This window comes from Caldicellulosiruptor bescii DSM 6725 (genome assembly GCF_000022325.1).
Lineage (GTDB): Bacteria > Bacillota > Thermoanaerobacteria > Caldicellulosiruptorales > Caldicellulosiruptoraceae > Caldicellulosiruptor > Caldicellulosiruptor bescii.
On sequence record NC_012034.1, the window covers coordinates 590,900 to 610,325 of the forward strand.

General features: G+C 35.9%; 16 protein-coding genes, 1 tRNA gene and 1 other RNA gene. 14 read left to right on the plus strand and 4 right to left on the minus strand.

All coding sequences use genetic code 11. The annotated features are described in order from the left end of the window. The first annotated feature begins 118 nt into the window (after positions 1–118). The 9 genes from ATHE_RS02590 (at position 119) to ATHE_RS02625 (ending at position 10,875) form a co-directional block, all read left to right on the plus strand. Positions 119–2,050 (plus strand): aconitate hydratase, encoded by a 1,932-nt coding sequence (locus ATHE_RS02590; protein ID WP_015907109.1) that lies wholly within the window; start codon positions 119–121, stop codon positions 2,048–2,050. 72 nt (positions 2,051–2,122) lie between these two features. Next, positions 2,123–3,130, plus strand: a complete 1,008-nt coding sequence (locus ATHE_RS02595) for an isocitrate/isopropylmalate dehydrogenase family protein (protein ID WP_015907110.1) — start codon at positions 2,123–2,125, stop codon at positions 3,128–3,130. Between the two features lie 28 nt (positions 3,131–3,158). After that, positions 3,159–3,854, plus strand: a complete 696-nt coding sequence (locus ATHE_RS02600) for a GntR family transcriptional regulator (RefSeq protein ID WP_013431024.1) — start codon at positions 3,159–3,161, stop codon at positions 3,852–3,854. Between the two features lie 98 nt (positions 3,855–3,952). Further along, complete coding sequence (locus ATHE_RS02605; protein ID WP_015907111.1) at positions 3,953–6,178, plus strand: Mur ligase; 2,226 nt, start codon at positions 3,953–3,955, stop codon at positions 6,176–6,178. Between the two features lie 76 nt (positions 6,179–6,254). Then, on the plus strand, positions 6,255–6,542 hold the full coding sequence (locus tag ATHE_RS02610; RefSeq protein ID WP_015907112.1) for a hypothetical protein: 288 nt from the start codon (positions 6,255–6,257) through the stop codon (positions 6,540–6,542). 47 nt (positions 6,543–6,589) lie between these two features. Further along, an RNA gene (gene ffs / locus ATHE_RS14220) (signal recognition particle sRNA large type) lies at positions 6,590–6,860 on the plus strand. 128 nt (positions 6,861–6,988) lie between these two features. Next, complete coding sequence (locus tag ATHE_RS02615) at positions 6,989–7,396, plus strand: hypothetical protein (protein ID WP_015907113.1); 408 nt, start codon at positions 6,989–6,991, stop codon at positions 7,394–7,396. A 154-nt stretch (positions 7,397–7,550) separates the two neighbouring features. Next, positions 7,551–9,227: a GGDEF domain-containing protein gene (locus ATHE_RS02620; protein ID WP_015907114.1), complete on the plus strand. Its 1,677-nt coding sequence runs from the start codon at positions 7,551–7,553 to the stop codon at positions 9,225–9,227. After that, the gene (locus tag ATHE_RS02625) at positions 9,211–10,875 is read left to right on the plus strand and encodes a nucleoside kinase (RefSeq protein ID WP_015907115.1); all 1,665 of its coding nucleotides are present in this window, start codon (positions 9,211–9,213) and stop codon (positions 10,873–10,875) included. The genes ATHE_RS02620 and ATHE_RS02625 overlap by 17 nt, the downstream gene beginning before the upstream one ends. Positions 10,876–10,924: 49 nt before the next feature. On the opposite strand, the gene ATHE_RS02630 is transcribed toward ATHE_RS02625, so the two are convergent. Beyond that, positions 10,925–11,812, minus strand: coding sequence for a hypothetical protein (locus ATHE_RS02630; RefSeq protein WP_015907116.1), 888 nt, complete (start codon positions 11,810–11,812; stop codon positions 10,925–10,927). 193 nt (positions 11,813–12,005) lie between these two features. Here ATHE_RS02630 and ATHE_RS02635 point away from each other — a divergent pair, with 193 nt between their 5' ends. After that, the gene (locus ATHE_RS02635; RefSeq protein WP_041727328.1) at positions 12,006–13,706 is read left to right on the plus strand and encodes an FAD-dependent oxidoreductase; all 1,701 of its coding nucleotides are present in this window, start codon (positions 12,006–12,008) and stop codon (positions 13,704–13,706) included. Here ATHE_RS02635 and ATHE_RS02640 read toward each other — a convergent pair. Further along, complete coding sequence (locus ATHE_RS02640) at positions 13,668–14,279, minus strand: DedA family protein (RefSeq protein ID WP_015907118.1); 612 nt, start codon at positions 14,277–14,279, stop codon at positions 13,668–13,670. The genes ATHE_RS02635 and ATHE_RS02640 overlap by 39 nt on opposite strands. Before the next feature lie 359 nt (positions 14,280–14,638). On the opposite strand from ATHE_RS02640, the gene ATHE_RS02645 reads away from it, so the two are divergent. From ATHE_RS02645 to ATHE_RS02660, 4 genes are all read left to right on the plus strand, one after another. Beyond that, positions 14,639–15,667 carry a ubiquitin-like domain-containing protein gene (locus ATHE_RS02645; protein WP_015907119.1) on the plus strand — a complete coding sequence of 343 codons (1,029 nt, stop codon included), beginning with the start codon at positions 14,639–14,641 and terminating at the stop codon, positions 15,665–15,667. A 204-nt stretch (positions 15,668–15,871) separates the two neighbouring features. Then, a complete protein-coding gene (locus ATHE_RS02650; RefSeq protein ID WP_015907120.1) occupies positions 15,872–16,765 on the plus strand; it encodes a glycoside hydrolase family 130 protein in 894 nt (297 codons plus the stop codon). Between the two features lie 74 nt (positions 16,766–16,839). Beyond that, on the plus strand, positions 16,840–17,817 hold the full coding sequence (locus ATHE_RS02655; RefSeq protein ID WP_015907121.1) for a zinc-dependent alcohol dehydrogenase family protein: 978 nt from the start codon (positions 16,840–16,842) through the stop codon (positions 17,815–17,817). 50 nt (positions 17,818–17,867) lie between these two features. Next, positions 17,868–17,959 (plus strand) — tRNA-Ser (locus ATHE_RS02660). A gap of 62 nt (positions 17,960–18,021) precedes the next feature. Here ATHE_RS02660 and ATHE_RS02665 read toward each other — a convergent pair. Together ATHE_RS02665 and ATHE_RS02670 are read right to left on the minus strand one after the other, a co-directional pair. Then, positions 18,022–18,894 (minus strand): sensor histidine kinase, encoded by an 873-nt coding sequence (locus ATHE_RS02665; RefSeq protein WP_015907122.1) that lies wholly within the window; start codon positions 18,892–18,894, stop codon positions 18,022–18,024. Continuing rightward, complete coding sequence (locus ATHE_RS02670; protein WP_013431011.1) at positions 18,881–19,387, minus strand: hypothetical protein; 507 nt, start codon at positions 19,385–19,387, stop codon at positions 18,881–18,883. The genes ATHE_RS02665 and ATHE_RS02670 overlap by 14 nt, the downstream gene beginning before the upstream one ends. Between the last annotated feature and the right edge of the window lie 39 nt (positions 19,388–19,426).

Sequence of the window (19,426 nt, forward strand, 5' to 3'; positions counted from 1 at the left end):
AGCCAGGGAGGGGATTTTTAAATTCACGCTCTTGTATACAGGTATACTTTAATGCTATAATATTATAAGGTATTTTTAACAATTACAATCAAAGCTTTTTGGGAGGTTTAAAAGCGAAATGGGTTTGACAGTTGCGCAGAAGATTATAAAACAACACTTAGTTAAAGGTGAAATGATACCAGGAAAAGAGATTGCAATCAGAATTGACCAAACACTTACACAGGATTCAACTGGTACAATGGCATATCTTCAGTTTGAAGCAATGGGTATTGACAGGGTAAAAACTAAAAGGTCTGTTGCATACATTGACCATAATACACTTCAGACAGGGCCAGAGAATGCAGATGATCATCTATACATACAAACTGTTGCAAAAAAATATGGTATTTACTTTTCAAAACCCGGTAATGGAATCTGCCACCAGGTACATCTTGAAAGGTTTGCGGTTCCAGGACAAACACTTTTGGGGTCAGACAGCCACACACCAACAGCTGGTGGAATAGGCATGCTTGCAATTGGTGCAGGTGGTTTAGATGTTGCAGTTGCAATGGGTGGTGGCGAATATTACTTAATTATGCCTAAGATTGTAAAAGTAAACCTCAAAGGCAAGCTTCAACCTTGGGTTTCTGCAAAGGATATTATTTTAGAGCTTTTGAGAAGGCTTACAGTAAAGGGTGGCGTTGGCAAAATTTTTGAATACACAGGTGAGGGTGTAAAGACTTTATCTATACCAGAGAGAGCCACGATTACAAATATGGGGGCAGAACTTGGAGCAACAACTTCTATATTCCCATCTGATGAGGTGACATACGAATTTTTGAAGGCACAGGGAAGAGAAGCTGACTTTGTTGAGATTCTGCCAGACCCAGATGCACAGTATGATGAGGAGATTGAGATAGATTTATCGAGTCTGGTGCCGCTTGCAGCATGCCCGCACAGCCCTGACAATGTTGTGCCTGTGAGTGAGTTAAAAGGTATAAAGGTTGACCAGGTTGCAATTGGAAGCTGCACAAACTCATCTTACAAGGACCTCATGAAGGTGGCAAAGATTTTGGAAGGAAAAACCATTGCAGAGCATGTATCGCTTGTCATATCTCCAGGGTCAAAACAGGTTTTGAACATGCTTGCTCAAAACGGTGCACTGGCATCAATGGTTGCAGCAGGTGCAAGGATTTTAGAGTGTGCTTGTGGTCCTTGTATAGGCATGGGTCAAGCACCAAGAACAGGAGGCATTTCGCTCAGAACATTTAACAGGAACTTTGAAGGAAGAAGCGGTACACCTTCTGCCAAAGTGTACCTTGTTTCTCCTGAGACTGCTGCAGCTTCTGCCATCACAGGTTATATCACAGACCCAAGAACCCTTGGCGATGAGCCAGAGGTTGAGATGCCAAAAAGTTTTCTTATAAATGACAATTTAATAGTGCCACCTGCTGAAAATTCTGACGAGATTGAGGTTATAAGAGGACCGAATATAAAACCATTTCCGCAAGGGAAGCCTTTGCCAGATGTTGTTGTGGGAAAAGTCTTGATAAAGCTTGGAGATAATATCACAACAGACCACATTATGCCGTCTAACGCAAAGCTTTTGCCATATAGGTCGAACATTCCGTATTTATCTGATTACTGCTTGACACCATGCGACCCTAATTTTCCTAAAAAAGCACGTGAAAATGGTGGAGGGTTTATAGTAGGTGGAATAAACTATGGACAGGGGTCATCAAGAGAACATGCAGCGCTTGTGCCGCTTTATTTGGGTATAAAAGGGGTTTTGGCGAAGAGCTTTGCACGAATACACATGGCAAATTTGATAAACAACGGAATCATACCAATGGTGTTTGAAAATCAGAATGATTATGATACAATTGAAGAGATGGATGAACTTAAAATTGAAAATGCAAGAGAACAGATAGAAAAAAGTGATGTTTTAATAATTGAAAATGTCACGAAAGGATTAAAGTACAGAATGATTTTAAACCTGACAGACAGACAGCGTCAGATGATTTTGCATGGCGGGCTTTTGAACCTTACAAAAGCTATGGGGATGAAATAAGATAAATAAAAGAGGGGAGTTTAATCCCCTCTTTATTAAAGTTATCAAATTTTAATGTTAGGAGGACTAAAGATGGCATACAGAATTACACTTATTCCTGGCGATGGTATAGGACCAGAGGTTACAGAGGCAGCAAGAAGAGTTTTGGATGCATCGGGTGTAAAGATAGAGTGGGAAGTTGTGGAAGCTGGCGAAAAGGTTATGCAGGAGTATGGGACGCCACTTCCTGACTATGTTTTGGAAAGTATAAAGAGAAATAAGGTTGCACTAAAAGGTCCTATTACAACACCTGTTGGGACAGGGTTTAGAAGTGTTAATGTTGCACTCAGACAAGCGTTAAACCTTTATGCAAATGTAAGACCTGTAAAGTCTTATGAAGGTGTTCCTTCAAGATATACAAATGTGGATTTGATCATTGTAAGAGAAAATACAGAGGACCTTTATGCAGGTATTGAATATATGGCTGGCGATGATGCGGCGGTTGGTGTTAAAATAATAACAAGAAAGGCAAGTGAGAGGATTGTCAGGTACGCATTTGAGCTTGCAAGAAGAGAAAAAAGAAGAAAGGTCACAGCTGTTCATAAAGCAAATATTCAAAAACTTACTGATGGGTTGTTTTTAGAATGTGCAAGAAAGGTAGCGCAGGACTATCCAGATATAGAGTTTGAAGATATGATTGTTGATGCAATGAGCATGAAGCTTGTCCAAAGCCCAGAAAACTACGACGTTTTGGTTATGCCAAACATGTACGGAGATATCCTATCTGACTTGGCGGCAGGGCTTGTGGGAGGTTTGGGAATAGCACCAGGTGCTAACATCGGCGAAGATGGGGCGGTATTTGAGCCAATCCACGGCTCTGCACCAAAAAGAGCAGGACAGAACTTGGCAAATCCAACTGCAACTATACTTTCTGGTGTTATGATGCTAAGGTACTTGGGCGAGCTTGAAACAGCTGATAGAGTTGAAAAGGCGGTGGCTAAAGTTATAAAAGAAGGCAAAGAGGTTACATACGACCTTGGAGGCTCAACAGGTACAAAAGAGTTTGCAGATGCAGTCATCCGCGAGATGGAAAGGATATAAAAAATAAAGAGTTTGAAGGTGGTTTTTGATGGTATATAGTTATTCAGATGATAAAGATGCAAGATATTCTCCCTTATATGAGAAGATTTTTGAAGTGATAAAAGAAAAGATTTTAATGGGAATTTTAAAGCCGGGAGACCCTCTTGTTGAAGTAAAACTTGCTGAAGAACTTGGAGTTTCTCGAACACCGATAAGAGAAGCTCTGCGCCAGCTTGAACTTGAGGGGCTTGTATATTCTATTCCTCACAAAGGTGCGTTTGTTGCAGGTGTTACTGCTCAGGATATAGAAGATATATACACAATCAGGATGCTTTTAGATGGACTTGCTGCGCGCTGGGCTGCCCAGAAGATTACAAAAGATGAAGAAGATGAGCTTACTGAAATTATAACTCTTATGGAGCTCTATACAAAGAAAAAAGATATTCCAAAGGTGATGAAAACTGATTCGCAGTTTCACCAGCTCATTTACAAAGCATCGAAGAGCAAACCGCTTGAACATGTTTTATCCACCTTCCATAGCTATATAATAAGGGCAAGAGCAACCTCTTTTGAGACACCAGGAAGGCTTGAGGAAGCTATGGAGGAACACAAGCTCATATTTGAAGCAATAGTCAGCAGAGACCCTGACAAGGCAGAAGAGTATATGAAACTTCATGTTAAGAACGCAGCAAAAAATCTAATTGAACAAAAGAAGAGTGAAGAGAGAACAGTAGCAGGGAAGTAAGCATTTTCCCTGCTTATTTTTTTTTGCAGGTATTAGTCTTTTTTGAAGGGGGAAGAATACAAAATAAAAAGTAAAAAAGGAGAGAAACTTTTACTATCATGAAGATTGAAAGTATGAAGGTATACAATCACAGAAATATTTACTCAGACAAAAAAGTTGTGGTATTAAAGGTAAAAGGAGACATTGAAGAGGCAAGAAACTTTGCAAAGCTTTGCATCCATATTCAAAACCTTATAGGATACAACTTGGTTGAATACTGGGAATGCTTGAGCGTGGAAGATCATATTGATGTTCTGATTGAACATGACAATCAGATGCTTGTACACAAGGTCATAGAGTTTGCTTTAGAGTGCATAGAAAAAGGGTTTGAACCTGAACATTTTCCTGACAAGATTTCAAAGTTAAAAAAGCTCACAATTGAGACAGAGCTTTCGCCAAATACAAGACTTTTGAAAAATGCCTGTATGAAAAGAGGTATAAAGTTTACAAGGATTGGATATACAGATACATTCATGCTGGGAGAGGGAAAGTATGCGAAGCTTTTTGCATCCATTATAAGTGATCATGACTTTAGCAGAGTTAGTCTGTCTGACGACAGGGAACTTTCCCGAAGGTTTTTAAAGCTCAATTCTTTTCCTGTTGTGCCGTTTGATGTGGTCTTTACATCTGACCAACTGATGGACAGCATAAAAAAACTGGGTTTTCCAGTTTCGATAAAAGGCTGCAGAAAAGACTCTCCAAATATAGGGAATATCAGAACAAATCAACAGGCGTTGGAAGCATTTGATATGGTAAAAAACCTGGATAGCAGAGTGATAGTTGAAAGATATGTGCCGGGTAAAAGCTATAAAATCCTGGTTGTAAATGGGAAAGTTGTGGCAGCTGTTGAAAGAACCTCTCCATACATTGTAGGCGATGGTAAGAGAAGAATTTCAGAACTTTTAGACCAAGGTGAGAGAAATAATAAATATATTCAAAAGAATATTTTAAAACAGGGATTTACCTTGGACGATATTTTGCCCAAGGGAATGAAGGTTTTTTTGAAGGAACCGACCAGTTTTAAAACAGGATGTATAACCACAGATGTTACGGAAAAGATAGCATACGAAAACCAACAACTTTTTATTAAGATTGCAGAAAAGTTTGGATATGTAGTGACCATTTTAGACTTTGTTACAGAAGATATTTCGCTGCCATATTCGGTGGTAGGAGGATATGTTGTTGATGTTGAGACAAATTGTGACCTTCGTATATTTTCGCAGACATGCAACTGCGATATTTTCAATACTATTTTGGATGTATATTTTGAAAAGATGCCCAATCCAACTGTGCCGATAATTGCTGTGTCAGGGACATATGGAAAAAGCACGATATTGCAAATAATGAAGTACATTTTACAAAGATGCGGTTTGGAAACATCCATTGATAGTGAAATTGAAAATTTCTATCTAAGAAATTTTGGGGACTTGTCTGACATAAAACTTGTTGAATTCAATCCAGAAAAGTGTATTGAGGAGATAGAAATAGAACCCGATGTAGGCGTTATTACCAATACATTTTCTCAAAATCAAATAGAAAGAAACCTTTTGTTTTCTAAAAGTATTAAGGAAAATGGATATCTAATTTTGAACATCAACGATGCTTATAAATATCTATACAGTGCAAAAGCCAGATGTAATATTGTATTTACATCTATTTCAAATCATCATCCAGATTTAAAGGCTCATATAGAGATGAAAAGACCCTGTGTGTATCTTGAAAATGATTTTGTGAAGATTTTCGATGGTCAGCAGTTTTTTTCATTATGCAACATTAAAGAGATTCCGTACTCATATGAAGGCAAACTTATGTTTGCAGTTGACAATATTCTCCAGGCAATTGCAGCATTATATTTTTATGGTGTTGACAGCGAGATTATATATAAATTTTTGACTGAGTACAAGAATGATTCACATCAAAATCCAGGAAAATTTAATATATTTGATATAAATGGTGTAAAAGTAATTATTGACAGTGTTAGTAAAAAGGAACATATAAAAATTCTTGCTTTGAGCCTAAGCTCAATAGGAATTAAAAATCTTTATTTTGTATGCGAAAAAGAACAAGAACAAATTCTGGACTTTATAAAAGACAGAAGTAAAATTATATGTAAGCATATAGAAAAATTTTCAGATGTAGTTGAAATGGTATCTGAGGGCATAAAGAAGGCAAAAAAGGGAGATGGTGTTTTTATCATTCTGCCAGAACCTTTAAATAGAGATGTTACGTTTGAGATAAGAGAGGCACTGGCTAAGAGGAAGAAGAATTTTGTGAACAATGCTTGAAAAACACAATAAAGTTTAGTATCATATCCACTATAAGAAGTTTTAAAATTTATGGTGATTAGGAGTTGATTTTGCTATGAGCCTACCACAGGTGTTCAAATATAGAGGGAGAGAAGTTTATAAAATTAGAAATAACCTTATCCACTATGGAAATCCAGACGACAAATTTGTTGCTGTGTTTGTAGTGCTGGGGACTGAAGAATATAAAGGACACAAGATAGCATCACCTATTTCGGTTGAACTTCAGATAAACAATCCAAAGCTCACTGTCAGAGAAAGAGTTGTGAAAAAAGCCGAAGCAGACAATCTTTACAAAGCACTTGAACTTGCTCATGTATGGCTTGTTCAGGCAAACGGCAAGTAAATTTTGGCAGTTGATTTTAGAAGGTTTTAAGAGTATAATAGAATTGGCTGTGCTATGATGGGGAGGTAGCGGTGCCCTGTAACCCGCAATCCGCTATAGCGGGGTCGAATAGCCAGACTGAGGTATAACCCTTTTGGCATTGAGGGCAGGCCGGGGTGAGGATGGTTGTGTCCTGCGCAACGCGAGGGCTGTGAACCCCGCCAGGTCCGGAAGGAAGCAACGGTAAGCAGTTTTTCGCGTGTGCCGCAGGGGTGCATAACAGGAGCCTGTCGGGTCTGCTATTTCACCAGGAGGGTTATATCGAAGCTGGTTGCACAGCCATTTTATTTTTGTCTTTTTCCAGGAATAAAAATCTAAAAGTAAATAATTTTATTGACAGGTACTTAGATTTAGAATATAATATAGAAAAGTATAACAGAGGTTTACAAAGGGAGGATAAGATACAAATGATAGTTCTTGAAGGACATGAACTTGTGACCTCCCAAGCACTGACAGTTCTAAAACCCTATGTGGGCGAAGCCCATCTTATCTCAAGTATTCTTGTTCTTGCACGCCTTCTTGAACTTGAGAGGTTTTCTTTTTTTGGTTCTGAAAAGGTTTACCAGCGACTCAAAAAACTTTTTTTCCCAAACGTTTGCGTTGAGTTCTGGCAGGAATCTCTTGAAGTTGTGTTTATTGATGTTACTACTATAAAAAACAACTTTGTAGATTTAAAACATTTTAAAGCTTGGAGTGAGGCTTTGCATGCAAACAAAAAAATCCTGCTCTATGAACTTTTCGCCGAAGGAAGTTTACTTTTTGACTTATGTAGCTTTATTTTAATTTCTGATGAAATATTCAAAGTAGAATCATAGTAAAATTGGTCTAAAAAAAAACAAGGGAGATTTTGAAAAGTCTCCCTTTTAAATTTTATGTAAAGTAGAGTATAATAAAAATCAATCCCCCTTCTCAGGGAATATATTATTATATGGGCAAGTGATAAATTTAAACAAAAGGAATGATAAATTGATGAGTTCTCAGTTGGAATTCTGTCTTTATAAGCTTTTTGAAATGGTTGGTGTTGTTGCAATAAGTGGTATATTTATTGTTTCAGTTTTTTTAGGGAAAGAACTAAAAAATACATTGATTTATAGTTTTGGTAAGATATTTTTATCGCTTGTTATTTTGAAGTTCTTGTATGTACTAAAATTAGAAAAAGATGTTTTAAACAAAGTTGAAGGGATACAGGCTATTGTTTTTTTAAATATTTTTTTGAAATTTTTAATAATATATGCGCTTGTATTTTCAGTTTTGTGCCAAGAAAAACTAAAAAAGTTTTTAGAAAAAACTGCAATTTTAATCAATATAGGTATAACAGTAATAGTTTTTCTTATGTTTGAAAAAATAAAAAACTCAAGATATTTTGTTTTTCTATATTCTCAAAAAACTGCTACAACTCTTTACATTTTTAGTGAAATAATAGTTGCAGTCGGTATTTTGATTTTATTACATTTAAGCTTTACAAACTTTTATTTTAAACAAACAAAAAGTTTTAGAATATTTGTTTTAACATTTGCTGCAGGTGAGATTTTTTTAGCAATGTTTAAAAGAAAAGGTATTTTGTATACTGAGGCAATTCAAAATGGTGCTTTGCTTTATCTTTTTGTTGCTATATTTCTTGCAGTTGCAATGCAAAGGTTCAGGTTTTTGCACAGTTTATCAAAATTTAGTACTGAAGTGTTGAAAGAAAGGCTTGACTTACAGAAAAGTTTTGAGCTACTTGTAGAGTTTGTATATGAGATGTATTTGAAAGTATTACCACGAATGTGTTTTTATTACTGCCATGAAGATGATAACTACAGGCTTATAGTATTCAAAGATGAAAACAAACAAAGTAGTGATATAAGCTCTGGCCTCCAATTAAAGGTAAGTCAGGAACTGTTGCAAATCAATAGAATTAGGACATTTACTATTGATGAATTTAAGAGTTTTTTTGAGTGTAGATCTTTAGAATCTTTTGTTTCTGAGATTTTCAAAATTGCTGTGTTTGTTCCTATTTTTATGCATAACAAACTTGTTGGATTTTTGGTTTGTTATTCGAAACTCAAAGATTTTAATCTTACAGATGAGATAAAAGATGGGCTTACAATCTTTATGAATTTTTCTCAGGCTCTTCTTTTTCAGATTGAAAGAATTGAAAAAATAAAGAATTTGTCAACAGAAGATGAGCTTACAGGAATATATAACAGAAGATATTTCATGAAAGAGCTTATATTAGAGTCATTATCTGCAGATAGGTACGAAAACAAGTTTTGTGTAGCTTTCTTTGATATGGATAATTTAAAACTTTTGAACGATTTTTATGGACACAGTGTGGGTGACAAAGCTATCAGGATGATAGGGAGGATTATAAGAGACAATATCAGAAAAACAGACATTCCTGCAAGACTTGGTGGAGATGAATTTGCAGTTATATTTAAAAATTGCAGTAAAGAAGCAATAGAAGATAGAATAAATACAATAAAGCAGCTTATAGAAAAAGAATCTGAACAGCAGCTTCCAAAAAAGATAAAAGTAAGTTGTGGAATTGCTGTATATCCTGATGATACTACAAGTCTTGATGAACTTTTGAAGATTGCAGACTTGAGAATGTATGAAGAAAAACTAAAAAACAAGGAAGGTGGTCTTGATGAAAAAACAAGATAATACAGTAAAAGTCTTTTTTGAAGATGCAAATGTATATGAAGATGTAGAGGTTGGGACAAATCTTTTGAGCTTTGTTCCAAGGTTTGAAAGTTATTTTAAATCTTCGATAGTTGCAGCAAAGGTAGACAATGAGATTAAAGAACTGAAGTATGTTATTCACAGAGATTGCAAGGTAAAATTTATTGACATGACCCAAGAAGATGGTATGAGGATTTACAGAAGAAGTCTCATTTTTGTTTTAATTGTTGCAACAAGAATGCTTTTTAAAGAAACTGTAAATGTTCAGCATTCTCTTTCAAAAGGACTTTATTGTGAGATTGAAAACAGAAAGCTGACAGCTGAAGATATAAATCTTATAAAACAAAAAATGAAATGGATAGTAGACCAAGATTTTCAATTTAGAAGAGAAAAGGTTTCAAAAGATGATGCAGTTAAACTTTTTGAAGAAAAAGGCTTTTACGATAAAGCAAGAACAATAAAGTTTTCAGAAAACGACTATGTTTACATTTATTACTGTGGGGATTATGTTGATTATTTTTATGGTCATCTTGTGCCCTCTACAGGATATCTAAAAATATTTGATCTAATTCAATACCACGACGGTATGGTGCTTTTGTACCCAGACAAGTCAGACCCATTTAAGCTTCAAGAGTTTGTTGAGAACAAGAAACTGTTTGCAGTATACCATGAGTACAAAAACTGGGGCAAGATACTTGGGGTAAGCAGCATCGGTGAGCTCAATGAGGTGATAGCAAGTGAAAAGATAAGAGAATTTATAAGAGTCTCAGAAGCTCTACACGAAAAAAAGATAGCATATTTGGCTGACCAGATTTCGCAAAATCCGCTGATAAAAGTTGTTTTGATATCCGGACCTTCATCATCCGGAAAGACAACCTTTGCACAAAGGCTTTCTATTCAGCTTAAAGTAAATGGAAAAAACCCTGTTTATATAGGGCTTGACGATTATTTCTTTGAGGATAAAGTGCCACTTGACGAAAATGGCAAGCCTGACTATGAATCGATTGAAGCTATTGATGTTGAGCTTTTTAACAAACAGCTAAAAGATTTGATAGATGGCAAAGAGGTTGTTCTGCCACGGTTTAATTTTATAGAAAGAAAGCGAACATTTGAAAGACCAGTCAAGCTTGAAAAGAACGATATAATAATAATTGAAGGAATACATGGACTAAACAGAAAACTTACTCCAATGATACCTGATGAAAGCAAGTTCAAAATATATGTAAGTGCCTTGACACATTTAAATCTTGACAAACACAATAGAATACAGACAACAGATTATAGAATTTTGAGAAGGATTGTCAGAGATGCCAGAACAAGAGGCGCATCTGCTAAAAGAACAATTTCTATGTGGCCGTCTGTTAGAAACGGTGAAGAAAAGAATATTTTTCCATACCAGGAGATGGCAGATGCCATGTTCAATTCAGCGCTAATTTATGAGCTGGCTGTGTTAAAGAAATATGCCGTGCCGCTACTTAGGACAATCACAAGAGAAGATGAGGAATATAGCGAAGCGCAGAGGCTTTTACACTTTTTGAGCTTTATCCTCACAATTGAGGACGAAAGAGAAATCCCACCACAATCAATCATAAGAGAGTTCATTGGAGGGTCTTGCTTTTATGACTTCTGAAAAAGAAAAGGGGCTTTTCAGGAAATTTTCCTTCAAGCCCCTTATTTTTTTAGAATGTCACATTTGTTGAAGAGTTATTTGTGTTCTGGTTTGTTCCCTGATTTGGCCAAAATCCTCTCATCTTAAATCCAAATCCACCCATCTTGCTTCCATCCATTCCAGCAGCGCCTTTAAATTTTCTGCCAAATCCTCGTGGAGCAAATCCCTTTGAAAGGTCCCAGTTTGAGATTTTTGTTTTGATAGCTTCTTTCATTTTGTCTGCCTGGTCTTTTGTTATTTTACCTTCCTGCAAAAGCTTGTCAATCTTGGCTGTTTGCATTGATATTAGTTTGTTTTTGAAGTCAGACTCAAGGATATTCTTGGACTTGATTAAGTCTGCAATGGTCTTTCCATTTTTCAGCTCATTTAAAAGACTATCCTTTGTCATACCAAGGATTGTTGCAATATCACTGAACATATCGAGGTTGTATAAATCTTTTGAAAATGCCCTAACCTTAAAGCCAAAGAATGGGGATTTTCCATCCCAGCTGTCTATTTTCTGTTTTAAGTTCTGCTTTAACTGTGTTGCTTTGTCGCTTGTTATTTTATTGTTTTTAACAGCTTCATCAATCTTTGCGTAAAGACTTTCTAAAAGTTTTGATTTGAATTGATCAAGTGTCAAACCTTTATCCTTTAAGATGTCTGTGAAAGACTTTCCGCTTAGAATCTGTTTTTGAATATCCTCTTTTTTCATGCCAAGGATATTTTCAATTGTGCCAGCAATATCAAGATTTATGCCTGCAACATCTTTTCCAAATTTTCCAAAACAGAGTTTCGTAAGAGTACCCTTGAAAGGTGCAGTGAAATCTGCCTTTGAAGAACCTGCAAATGCAAGGCTTACACTTAAAATCAGGATTGCAATAAGTCCTATACCAATTATTGTCTTTATCCTTTTCACTGAAAAATCACCTCTTTTCATTTTGAATTTTTCTTTCAATTATATTATCCCACACAAAATTGGATTTTGTGTTTCGCAATTGTAAAAATATTTTTAAGGAAAATTTTTACACCAAGATGTGTTTTTAAATGGCTATCAAAAGGGTATATTAGAATCGAAAAAGACTTTTAAGGGAGGAAGGTGAAAATTGAAGATGAAGTATGTTGTGATTGGTGCTGTTGCGGGTGGGATGACAGCTGCGATGAAAATAAGACGAAATGATGACAAAGCAGAAATCATTGTATATGACAAAGACACTGACATATCATATTCTGGTTGTTCTCTTGCATATTATATTTCGGGTGTGATAGATAACAGAAAAAACATTGTTCCAAGAGATAGCCAATATTTCAAAAAGTTTAATGTTGATGTAAAAACAGATCATGAAGTTTTGAAGGTTGATGTACAAAACAAAAAAGTGATTGTGAAGGATTTAAAAACTGGTAATATTTTCGAGGATGGTTTTGACAAATTGATTATAGCAACAGGAGCCCATCCTGTGATACCCCAGATTGAAGGCATAGAACTTGAGGGCATATTTGTCCTTCGAAATGTCAAGGATGCAGATAGAATAAAAGAATTTATAAATAACAATCTTCCGAAAAAAGCCTTGATAGTTGGTGGTGGGTACATTGGACTTGAAATGGCAGAAGCTTTGAAGGTTTTGGGGATGGATGTATGCATTGTGGAAAAACAGGAAAATATTCTTCCAAACTTAGATAGTGACATGGCAAGGCTTGTTGAGAGCTATCTTGAAGAAAACGGTGTTGCGATAAGAAAGGGCACCTCTGTTTTAAGGTTTGAAGGAGACAAGAGAGTGAAAAGAGCCATTTTGAGCGATGGTAGCAAAATTGAGGCAGACTTTGTTTTGCTTGCAGTGGGAGTAAGACCTTCTACCAAGTTTTTAGAAGAAAGTGGTATACAGCTTTTGCCAAATGGAGCTATCAAGGTTGATGAGTATATGAGAACAAACATTGAAGGAATCTTTGCTGCAGGTGACTGTGCTGCTGTATATTTCAAGCTAAATGGCAAAACCATGTACGTGCCACTTGGCTCAACTGCAAACAAGATGGGAAGAATAGCGGGAGAAAATGCAACAGGTGGGAGCATGAAGTTCAGTGGTGTTTTGGCAACATCTATTTTCAAAGTATTTGACCTTACAGTTGCACAAACAGGCTATACAGAAAAGATGGCACAGGAAGATGGAATTGAGTATGAGGTAGGGCATATTACAAAACCGCATATCACAACAGCATATCCAGGGGCTGAAAAAATGACAATAAAAGCTTTAGCAGAACTTTCCTCTCGAAAAGTTATAGGTGCTCAAATTGTTGGGACGAAAGGAGTTGACAAAAGGATAGACGTTTTGGCAACAGCAATCTTTGCAGGGCTTACAACAGACGATCTTTTCCAGCTTGATTTAGCTTATGCACCGCCATTTTCGTCGGCAAAGGATCCTATTCACTATGTTGGTATGGTTATGTCAAACTTTCTTGACAAGAGAAAGTTTAACTGCACTCAGGAAAAGCTTTTGGAAAAGATGCAAAAAGGAGAAGATTTTATTGTTCTGGATGTTCGAACACCTGAGCAATATAAAGCCAAGCACATAAAGGGTGCTATAAATATCCCTCTTGAGATGCTTTATGAAAAGATGAATGAGCTTTCACGGGAAAAACAGATAATTGTATATTGTAACAGTGGTGTAAGCTCAAATATTGCACAAAATATCCTTCAGCAAAACGGATTTAGAAAAGTTTATAATCTCTCAGGCGGAATTTCAAACGTGACTTTAGAGCAGCTGCTTGAAAAAAATACTTCAGACTCTTTTTCTTCTTCTTCTTCTCCACAGGTTTAAAAATATGGTCCATACTAATATTACAATAAAAACCAACACTGAGATGGCAAGCCAGAAAAGATTTATGTCTTTTTTGTAAAGGAACTTGAAAAAGCTAAAACCATACCAGTAAAAATACACATAGAATGTTGCCCAGATAGTATTTCCAATAAATGAAGATATGATATATTCATAGAAATTAATTTTACTAATTCCTGCCAAGAAAATAACGGGGGTGCGCGGAACTCCTAATATTCTTGCTACCGGCACAGCAAATATTCCATATTTTACAAAAAAGCTGTTGACGCTCTCAAGCGTCTCTTTTTTTATCCTCAAAAGTCTTTCAAAAAAGCTTATAATTCTTTTTCTCCCACTTCTGAGAAGAAGGTTGACAATCACATTTCCACAAAGATTTCCCAAAGATATTACCATTATCAATGTAAAAGGTGTGAATTTGTGAGAGTTTAAAAGTGCCACTGCACCAAGGTAAGCAATCTGTGTTGGAAATGGAATTCCAAGTCCTTCTATTGCCAGTATTAAAAAAATACCCCAAAGACCAAAACTGTCAACAATGTATTTCAAAAATTCTATCATATTTCCATCATCTCTTAAAACAAGTTTTTACACTATCTATTTTACTCTTTTTTTCATAGAATAAACAGAAAGATAAACTATGGATTTGCTAATATGACTTTTCAAAATTTTGTTAAATACAGAAAAGGGAATTCAAACTAATAAAAACTCTTAAGACACATAAATGGCATAAAAATTAGTTTAAAGTTGATAAAATTTTTGTATAGAGTATGGGCAAAAGGTATAAAATTCATATATGAAAGGTGTTGCAAGTCAAGAAAATTTCTTGACTTTTAAGGTTATTTGACAAAAAATTTTTTTTAAATTAAAATAACAGAGAAGTTTTTTAGAAAATAAATCCATTTTGTAGGAGGTTGATTATGAATAAATTTAAGTGCCTTGTGGCAAAGCCAAGGGATATGAAAAAGCTTATCCTGGCTTTTGTCATTGTATTTGTTTTGTCAGTCCTGCTTGGCGCCATGACTGCACAGGCACTGGTGAAAGAAGTTAGCATAACAATTGACGGCAAGACATTTTATTATAAAACGATTAAATCCACAGTAAGAGAGGTTTTAGAAGAAAATCAAATTTACTTGACAAAAGATGACTATGTCTCGCCTTCTTTGGATTCAAAAATAAATGAAAATACCCAGATAATAATAAAAAGAGCTTTTGAAGTGAAAATACTTGTTGGCGACGAGGAAAAAGTTGTATATATTCCAAGCGGTACTGTTGAGGATGCTATCAAAAAAGCTGGAGTTGTTCTTGGAAAGTTGGACAAGATAAATCTTCCTCTCTCTCAGCTTCTTGATAAGTCAACTGTCATTAAAATTACTAAGGTGACAGAGAAGGTGGTCGTAGAAAAACAAAAAATACCTTTCAGTACAGTGACAAAAATAAACTATAATATGGACTACGGAAAGCAAAAGGTTATCCAGCAAGGGCAGGATGGTATTAAAGAAAGAAGATACAAAGTTGTCTTGGAAGATGGTAAAGAAGTTGAGAGAAAGTTGATTGAGGAAAGAGTTGTCAAAAATTCGAAGCCGAGGATTGTTGAAGTTGGAGCAATAAGGTGGTTCAAGACATCAAGAGGAGAAGTGGTCAGATACAGAAAAGTTTATACAATGATAGCAACTGCATATTCTTTGACCCCAAGTGATACAGGAAAAAGTCCATCTCATCCTGATTATGGCAGAACTGCAACAGGTCACAAAGTAAAGCGCGGGGTTGTTGCGGTTGACCCGCGCGTGATTCCGCTTGGAACAAGGCTTTATATAGAAGGATATGGTTTTGCGAGAGCTCTTGATACAGGTTCTGCTATCAAGGGAAACAGGATAGATGTGTTTGTTGAAAAGGATGCGTATAAATTTGGTGTGCGGCGCGTAAAAGTTTATGTGCTTGCAGACTAAAAAATTGAAAAAAAAAGCCTCCTTGCCAAAAAGGAGGCTCTTTTGTTTGTAAAAATGTAACATATCATTTTCAAAAATTTAAAACAAGAAAAGTTCAGGTTATTTTTTCAATTGAAATTTTCAAAACTTGAATTAAAATTATGTGTTGAAATTTCGAAATAAAATTATTTGATAAAAAAACAAGAGGGGGCGCAAGATACTTTTATGTTTAAACTTCAAAGGGTGACTGACAAGCCAGTTTTAAAACCAAAACAGGAAAATGAATGGGAAAGAAGTGCAGTTTTCAACGCTGCAGCAATATATCACAGAGGACTTTTTCATTTGATTTACAGAGCAACAAACATTCCACCTCACAAGGATTATGGTGAGTATGTATCTACCATAGGATACGCTGTATCAACAGATGGTATTAACTTTTACAGGCTTGACAAGCCTATAATGGTGGCAGAAAACGAACAAGAAAGAAGAGGGATTGAAGACCCGCGCATAGTTGAGATTGATGGGACGTTTTACATGACATACACAGGTTTTGGCGGAAGATATGATGGTGATTTTAGAATAATGATAGCAAAATCAAAGAACCTCATAAAATGGGAGAGAATGGGGGTTGCTCTTGACGAGCCCAACAAAGATGCAGCTCTTTTTCCAGAGAAGATAAATGGCAGGTATGTTATGTTTCACCGAAGATATCCTAACATGTGGCTTGCGTTTTCTGACGACATGATAAACTGGACAGACCATGTTCAGATAATGACTGTAAGAGAAAATTCATGGGAAAGTAGCCGCATAGGTATTGCAGGACCACCAATAAAGGTCAAGTTTGGCTGGCTTGTGATATACCACGCAGCAGACCATAAGAATGTGTACAGACTCGGAGCAGTGCTTTTGGACGCAAAAGACCCAGCAAAGATTCTGTCTCGTTTTTCAGAACCTATTTTGGAACCTGAGCTTTCCTGGGAAGTTGATGGTTACATACCTAATGTGGTTTTCAGCTGTGGTCATGCAGAGGTTGGCGATGAGGTCTGGGTATACTATGGTGGTGCTGACACTGTTATTGGAGTTGCAAAATTTAATAAAGAGAAGATAAAATTTGATTGAAGTAGCTTTCAAGTTAGTGATAAACTTTATAACAGAAAATCAAAAACTTCATCAAAGAGGGTTTAAAAAAGACAATGAAAGCAGCCATATTTTATGGTAAGAGAAACTTAAAAGTAGAAGAAATTGACTTGCCACAGATAAAAGAGAATGAGATCTTAGTCAAGGTTGAGGCGTGTGGTATATGTGGTACAGATGTGCATATATTCAATGGAGAAGAAGGGTCTGTAAAGGTCACACCGCCGATAGTGTTGGGTCATGAGTTTTGTGGCACAGTTGTTGAGACAAAATCTAAGCTTTTCAATGTAGGAGACAAGGTGAGTATTGATCCTAACATCTACTGTGGAGTGTGCAAGTTTTGTAGAAGTGGAAGGCCTCAGCTTTGCGAAAATTTAACAGCGCTTGGTGTGAACATAAACGGCGGGTTTGCACAGTATGCCGCTGTGCCAGAAAAACAGGCGATAAAATTTGATAATATAGATTTTGCTGAGACGGCACTGGCAGAGCCTCTGGCTTGCTGTCTTCATGGTCTTGATAGAATAAAGATTTTTCCCACCGACAAAGTTTTGATAATAGGTTTTGGTCCGATTGGCCTTATAATGCTTGAGCTAGTAAAAATGTATGGGGCTGACAATATCTTTGGCTATGAAGTTGATGATTTTAGAAAAAATATTGCTAAAGAGTATGGAGTTAAAGGTATTGTTGATGAAGATTGCGAAGAGGAAAGCTTTGATGTTGTAATTGAGTGTGCAGGGACAAAAGAAAGTATCGAAATGGCATTTAAGAAGATAGGGAAAGGTGGCAGAATTTTGGTGTTTTCAGTACCGTCACCACTTGTTGTTACTGAAATTTGTCCGTTTGAGATGTTCAGAAAAGAGGCACAAATTTTTTGGTCATTTGTGAACCCGTTTACCCAAAATCTTGCAATTGACCTGCTGCGGCAGGGGAAGATAAATTTAAAGCATATAATAACTCACAAAATTTCGCTTGATAAGCTTCCTGAGGTACTTTCAAAAAAGTTTGAGAATCAACTAAAAGTGATTGTCCAACCTTGACAAGTGCAAAAGGTTTGGGTATAATAATTAATGTCCTATTTAGAGGGTGCGGAGAAGTACTCAAGTGGTGAAGAGGCGCCCCTGCTAAGGGCGTAGGTCGGGTAAAACCGGCGCGAGGGTTCGAGTCCCTCCTTCTCCGCCAGGAAATGAAAGATAGATTAGTTGAAATAAAATATAACCTCTTCAAGTGAAAAGCTGAAGAGGTTATATTTTTTTTGGCAGTGTGACTGTAAAGGTTGTATATCCTTCTTCCATTTTGTCAAGTGCTCTGTATTCAGAGAAAACATCAATTTTACCTTTGTATTTCTCAACTGTTGATTTTACAATGAAAAGACCAAGACCACTTGAATTTTTTGTAGAATATCCAAGTTCAAATATTCTATCCTTTTTACATTTGTCTATATATGACCCCGAATTTGTTACAGTGATTTCAATTTGATTACCTTCATCTTCTATATTAAGTCCGACATATTTTGAAAATGAAGATTTGGCGTAGTAAAATGCGTTGTCAATTAAGTTGCCGCAGATATTTATAAGGTCCATTGAATCAAACTTGAGATTGCTAAAGTCTACGCTGTAATGAAATTTAAAATTTATATCGTACTTCTCAGCCAAAGCACTTTTTGCAAATATCAAAGCAGAAAGTTCTGCACATCCAAGTCCGTAAAATTTTGATGTATTTTTAAGATTTTCGCTGATTTGCTCAATATAACGAATGGCATCATCATATTTTCCAACACAAATAAGTCCCCATATAATTTGAAGGTGGTTGTTAAATTCATGTCTTTGAGCTCTTAAGATGTTTATAAAATTGTCTAATGATTTTATATTGTCTTTATAAACCTGAGTTGCCTTTAGTATACTTAGTGCTGAAAAAAGGTTTTTTACAGTGTACAAATTTAAAATTGCAAGCAGAGTAAAAGAATATATAACAAGCGTTCTTTGCCACTGAGGTATCTTTTGATGTTTTATGAATTCTGTGTTTATAAAGTATATCGAATAGATGAGCAAAAGGATAATAAGTGCAAGCAAAAAAAGCATTGATATCAAAAGCTTTGTATGGTCACTTTTCTTCATACTTTACCTCATTCCCTTTATCAATATGCGAAGGCAATATTTTGCAAATTTCAAATACCAAGTAGTTTCTACTCTTTATAATAGCAAGAAGTACGCTCATAACAGCTATCTCAATTACAAGTGTTGTGATATCACATGCAAGCACTGATGGTGTGAGCGAGAGATTATTAGCAATTGTACTAATTATTGAATAACCTCCAAATTTCAATGTCAGACATAAGGATTGCGAAATAAGTCCCAAGATGATACCATATAAGGGTAGAAGTCTGAGGTATAAGATATACAAAAGTATTAAGCAAGTAGTCATAAGTATAAGTCCCAGCATAAGATTTATATGGTTGCCAAATACAATGGTATCCCAGAAAGCTTGAATAAAACTCACAACCACAACTTTTTTTATGCTGTAACATATCCCAAACAAACTTAAAATCAGGCTTACAAGAAAAAATACTTTTAAGAAGTACAAACAGTACAACACTACATATGTAGCCATTGTCTACCATCCTTTATTTTTATGGATTGCAGAAACCTT

Coding starts and splice junctions, on each gene's coding strand:
- ATHE_RS02590 (WP_015907109.1), top strand. CDS start 119: ATGGGTTTGACAGTTGCGCAGAAGATTATAAAACAACACTTAGTTAAA.
- ATHE_RS02595 (WP_015907110.1), top strand. CDS start 2,123: ATGGCATACAGAATTACACTTATTCCTGGCGATGGTATAGGACCAGAG.
- ATHE_RS02600 (WP_013431024.1), top strand. CDS start 3,159: ATGGTATATAGTTATTCAGATGATAAAGATGCAAGATATTCTCCCTTA.
- ATHE_RS02605 (WP_015907111.1), top strand. CDS start 3,953: ATGAAGATTGAAAGTATGAAGGTATACAATCACAGAAATATTTACTCA.
- ATHE_RS02610 (WP_015907112.1), top strand. CDS start 6,255: ATGAGCCTACCACAGGTGTTCAAATATAGAGGGAGAGAAGTTTATAAA.
- ATHE_RS02615 (WP_015907113.1), top strand. CDS start 6,989: ATGATAGTTCTTGAAGGACATGAACTTGTGACCTCCCAAGCACTGACA.
- ATHE_RS02620 (WP_015907114.1), top strand. CDS start 7,551: ATGAGTTCTCAGTTGGAATTCTGTCTTTATAAGCTTTTTGAAATGGTT.
- ATHE_RS02625 (WP_015907115.1), top strand. CDS start 9,211: ATGAAAAAACAAGATAATACAGTAAAAGTCTTTTTTGAAGATGCAAAT.
- ATHE_RS02635 (WP_041727328.1), top strand. CDS start 12,006: ATGAAGTATGTTGTGATTGGTGCTGTTGCGGGTGGGATGACAGCTGCG.
- ATHE_RS02640 (WP_015907118.1), bottom strand. CDS start 14,279: ATGATAGAATTTTTGAAATACATTGTTGACAGTTTTGGTCTTTGGGGT.
- ATHE_RS02645 (WP_015907119.1), top strand. CDS start 14,639: ATGAATAAATTTAAGTGCCTTGTGGCAAAGCCAAGGGATATGAAAAAG.
- ATHE_RS02650 (WP_015907120.1), top strand. CDS start 15,872: ATGTTTAAACTTCAAAGGGTGACTGACAAGCCAGTTTTAAAACCAAAA.
- ATHE_RS02655 (WP_015907121.1), top strand. CDS start 16,840: ATGAAAGCAGCCATATTTTATGGTAAGAGAAACTTAAAAGTAGAAGAA.
- ATHE_RS02665 (WP_015907122.1), bottom strand. CDS start 18,894: ATGAAGAAAAGTGACCATACAAAGCTTTTGATATCAATGCTTTTTTTG.
- ATHE_RS02670 (WP_013431011.1), bottom strand. CDS start 19,387: ATGGCTACATATGTAGTGTTGTACTGTTTGTACTTCTTAAAAGTATTT.